The organism is Desulfosarcina sp. (genome assembly GCF_033791525.1).
Classification (GTDB): domain Bacteria; phylum Desulfobacterota; class Desulfobacteria; order Desulfobacterales; family Desulfosarcinaceae; genus Desulfosarcina.
In genome coordinates this window covers 1-4,224 of the sequence record NZ_JASJGN010000001.1, presented here as the reverse complement: position 1 = coordinate 4,224, position 4,224 = coordinate 1, and the positions used below count along the sequence as shown (strand labels likewise).

At 55.7% G+C, this 4,224-nt stretch carries 2 protein-coding genes; both read left to right on the top strand.

Annotated elements, in window-relative coordinates; translation table 11 throughout:
- The coding region (locus QNK41_RS00010; RefSeq protein WP_319252458.1) for a PAS domain S-box protein at window positions 1–2,801 on the top strand (2,801 nt) is incomplete at its 5' end.
- Window positions 2,802–2,943: 142 nt separating this feature from the next.
- Window positions 2,944–4,041: an SPL family radical SAM protein gene (locus tag QNK41_RS00005; protein WP_319252456.1), complete on the top strand. Its 1,098-nt coding sequence runs from the start codon at window positions 2,944–2,946 to the stop codon at window positions 4,039–4,041.
- Window positions 4,042–4,224 lie beyond the last annotated feature (183 nt).

The window sequence follows — 4,224 nt, the reverse complement described above, 5'->3', positions numbered from 1 at the left end:
AGATGGTGGGCCCCAACCACCTGTGGGGGCCCTTCTGGCACCGCGAACGCCCGTCCTTGGCCGATCTCATCCTGGATCAAAAGAGCGACCAGGAGATCTGGGATCTTTATGGCGGCAAGTGGAAAAAATCCGAACTCATCGACGGTGCCTACGAAGCGGAGGTTTTTTTCTCCAAACTGGGCAACGGCGGAAAGTGGTGCTGGTTTACCGCGGCGCCGATCAAGGCCGCCGACGGCAGTGTCATCGGTGCCATCGAAACCTTCTGGGACACCACGGAGAAAAAGGAGTCCGAGGCCCAGCGAACCCGTCACAACCGTGAGCTTGAAGAAAGCCGGCGGACGCTCTCCCAGATTATTCAGGGCAGTACCATCCCCACCTTCGTCCTCAATGAAGACCATGTGATTACCTATTGGAATCGGGCCCTTGAGAAGTTGACCGGCTATCCGGGATCCCAGATGGTGGGCACCAACCACCAGTGGGTGCCCTTCTGGGACAGCGAACGCCCGTCCATGGCCGATCTCATCCTGGATCAAAAGAGCGACCAGGAGATCTGGGATCTTTATGGCGGCAAGTGGAAAAAATCCGAACTCATCGACGGTGCCTACGAAGCGGAGGTCTTTTTCCCAAAGGTGGGCCCCGGCGGAAAGTGGTGCTGGTTCACCGCGGCTCCCATCAAGACCGCCGACGGCAGTGTCATCGGTGCCATCGAAACGTTGTGGGACAACACGGATAAAAAACGGGCCGAGGCCGACCGACGGCAATACACTCACAAGCTGGAGGAGAACCAGCGCGCACTGTCGCAAATCATTCAGGGCAGCACCATTCCGACCTTTGTTTTAAACCGGGACCACACCATTACCCACTGGAACCAGGCCATGGAAAAGTTCACCGGCCACCCCTCGCTGGAGATGGTGGGCACCAACCGCCAGTGGGCGCCCTTCTGGAACAGCGAGCGCCCGTCCATGGCTGATCTCATTCTGGACCAGAAGAGCGACCAGGAAATTTGGGATCTATACGGCGGCAAATGGCAGAATTCCGCACTCATCGACGGCGGGTACGAAGCGGAGGTTTTTTTCCCAAAACTGGGCAACGGCGGCAGATGGTGCTGGTTCACCGCCGCCCCCATCAAGGCCGCCGACGGCACCGTGGTGGGAGCCATCGAGACCCTGTGGGACACCACCGCGGCCAAACGGGCAGAAGAGGAGCAGCGTCGTCGCAATCGGGAACTGTCCACCCTGTACTCCATCTATACGTCCCTCAATGCGCCGCTGCCCCTCCAAGAGCGCATTGAAGGGGCGGTGCTGGAGATCCGTGACTTCATGAAAGCGGAAAGCGTTTGCCTATATATGTCTGAAGACGGAAGCCGGTTTGACCTGCGTTATTTCAACGCCTGCTATGCGGATCCGGGTTATGGCCAGGCCGGACCGGATTCGCAAGCGGAGATTATGGGCAAGGTGTCCCGCACCGATAAACCCATCGTCTACAACACCGGGGATCAACAAGGCCGTTTTTCCAATGATACGGAGACAACGGGTGCCACCTTTGCCTATATTCCCATCAGCGCCAAAGAGACCAAGGGACTTGGTGTCATGCGCATCGAAAGAGAGACCGAACGGTTTTCATCGGAGGAACTGCACCTGCTGGACCTGATGGGCAATCGCATCGGGGCGACCATTGAAAATGCCATGTTGCAAGAGGAGATTATCCGCAAATCCAACTTCCAGGCCAAATTGATAAAAAGTGCCAATGACGGCATCATTGCCACGGACGACAAATGGCAAACCGTCATTTTCAACCCGGCCGCCGAGCGGATCTTCGGCTACTCCGCCGTCGATGTGGTGGCCACCAAAGATGCCCGGGACTATCTGCCGCAATGGGTGCAAGAGACCCTTACCCGAACCGGCTTGGGCGCCGATGTCAATGAGCGTTCACCCTGGACGGAAAGCGAAATCAAAGCCAGTACCGGCGAGTCCATCCCGGTGCGATTTGCAGGCACGGTCCTGAGGGAAAAGAGAAAAATGATGGGAACCGTGGCGTTCTTTCAGGATTTGCGTGAAATCAAGCGGTTGGAACGGGATCTGGTGAACAGCGAACGGCTGGCGGCCGTCGGCCAGACCGTCGCCGGCATGGCTCACTGCATCAAGAACATCCTTCACGGGTTCAAAGGAGGCAGTTACCTGATGGATGTAGGGCTGGGGCGGGACAACACCGAAAAAATGCGCAGCGGTTGGGAAATGATCCAGCGCAACATCACCCGCACCTCGGACCTGGTGATGGATCTGCTCTCCTACTCCAAGGAGCGGGAGCCCGAGTATGAACCCTGCCACCCCAATGAGATTGCCGAGGATGTATGTGAACTGCTGGGTGGCGTGGCCCAGGATCATGACGTGGCCATGGTCCGGCAATTTTCCGACCAGATGGTACCCGTGGTCATGGACCCGCGCACGGTGCACCGCTGTTTGATGAATCTGGTGACAAATGCCATCGATGCATGTATCTTTGACCCTGATGTCGACAAGGACCATCAGGTGACGGTGGCTACCGAACGGGAGGATACCGGGACCATTCGCTTCGACGTGATGGACAACGGCTGCGGTATGTCCGAGGAAGTCAGGGCCAAGCTCTTTTCATCCTTTTTCAGCACAAAGGGTGTGAAGGGAACCGGACTCGGTCTGCTGGTTACCGCCAAACTGGTGGAAGAACACAAGGGCACCATCGATGTGACGTCCACCGAGGGGGAAGGCACCACCTTCAGCATACGATTTCCGGCCCAGGAGCCGGAATCCGTCAGCCTGAACTGACCGCCGGTTCAACGGTTTGCGGTTCGACGGTTCAGGGTTCATCGTAATCCTTAGCCAAAGTCAACGGATGAGAGTAGGCCCAAAACCCAAAACCCAGATCGCTGAACCCTGAACCTCTGAACGCTTACGAGAAAAGAATCCCGTGATCCTTAAAAAATTGTTTATCGATGCCACTATTGCATCCCACCCGGAAACCGAACGGATCTGCCGCCACCTGGACCTGCCGGCCGAACGTGTGGATGACCCTGTCTCGCTGTATCAATGGATCAACCGTGCTGCAGATCCGGTAGGCCGCGCTAAGCAGGTGCTCTACCTGACCCGCAACCAGGGCGGTTTTTTAAAACCATGTCCGGGAACCCGTGAATACACATGCTGCGATTACCAGATCCTGCATGTGGCATCCTTTTGTACGATGGATTGCTCCTATTGTATCCTGCAAAGCTATTTTCATCCGCCGCTGCTGCAGTTTTTCGTGAATCGTGAAGATTTGGACGCGGAACTTAGCACCCTTTTTCTAAAAAAGGCGATCAGTCGGGTGGGAACCGGGGAGTTCACCGACAGCCTTATTTGGGAAAAGTGGACCGATTTGACCGATTACCTGGTCTCCCGCTTTTCCGTTCAGGACAAGGCCGTACTTGAGCTAAAAACCAAAACAGTCAACATTGGCCGGCTCAACGGCTTGGACCACCGGCGAAAAACCATCCTCTCCTGGTCATTGAACACACCGGCCGTCATGAAGGTTGAAGAGCGGCGCACGGCTACACTGGATGCACGTTTGGCGGCAGCGGCCCGCTGCCAGGAATGGGGTTATCCGCTGGCTTTTCACTTCGATCCCATGGTAATTTACGAGGGTTGCGAAACCGATTACCACAAGGTGGTAACCCAGCTATTTCAGTGTATCCGACCGGAAAATATCGTCTGGATCAGCCTTGGCACCCTGCGCTTCATGCCTGCCCTCAAGCCGATCATCGCCCAACGGTTTCCAGATTCCAAAATTGCCTACGGCGAATTTATCAGCGGTTTAGACAACAAAATGCGCTACTTTAAACCACTGCGCATCGCCCTTTACCAGCAGATGGTGAATTGGATTCGAGCCGCAGCGCCGGAGGTAACCGTCTATTTCTGTATGGAAGATAATGAAGTGTGGCAGAAAACCATGGGGTTTGTCCCGCCACCGGACGGTGGTTTGGGTCGGATATTGGACAACAGTGCCATTAAGATTTGTAACCTGAGGCCATGAATACTTTTGTGGTCATGATAAAAAATAGCATCCGATGTATTGGCCTGGTTGTGCTGATCATCGCCGCCTCGGTCGTCTCCGGCGATGCTAATGCCTGGGTCATGGCCAAGTGGGTTGTGGATGGGGATACCATCGTATTGCAAGACGGCCGACATGTGCGTTATACCGGCATCGACACCCCTG